1 pseudogene is annotated in these 251 nt (G+C 56.2%); it reads left to right on the plus strand.

Annotation, left to right across the window (positions count from 1 at the left end):
- Positions 1 to 26 precede the first annotated feature (26 nt).
- Positions 27 to 251: pseudogene (locus Q5762_RS39135) on the plus strand (potassium-transporting ATPase subunit B); the annotation flags it as partial.

Here is a 251-nt window from a genome sequence, read left to right on the forward strand (position 1 = left end):
CTGGTTGCGCACTGAGAGAAATCAAAATGACCCGTACACATACACAGGATCGGACTGACCGTTCCGCAGGAAACGAAGCAAAGGGCTTCAAGTCCGCGCTGATTAATGCGTTCATCAAGCTGGCTCCGCAGCACATCATCAAGAACCCGGTGATGGCCCTGGTCTGGTTGAGTACCGTACTGACCGCCGTCGCCACATTGGCTGGCTGGACCAGCCCTGGTTTCGGCTGGTCGGTAACCTTCGTGTTGCTG

Source organism: Streptomyces sp. P9(2023), assembly GCF_032436795.1.
In the GTDB taxonomy this organism is placed as follows: Bacteria; Actinomycetota; Actinomycetes; order Streptomycetales; family Streptomycetaceae; genus Streptomyces.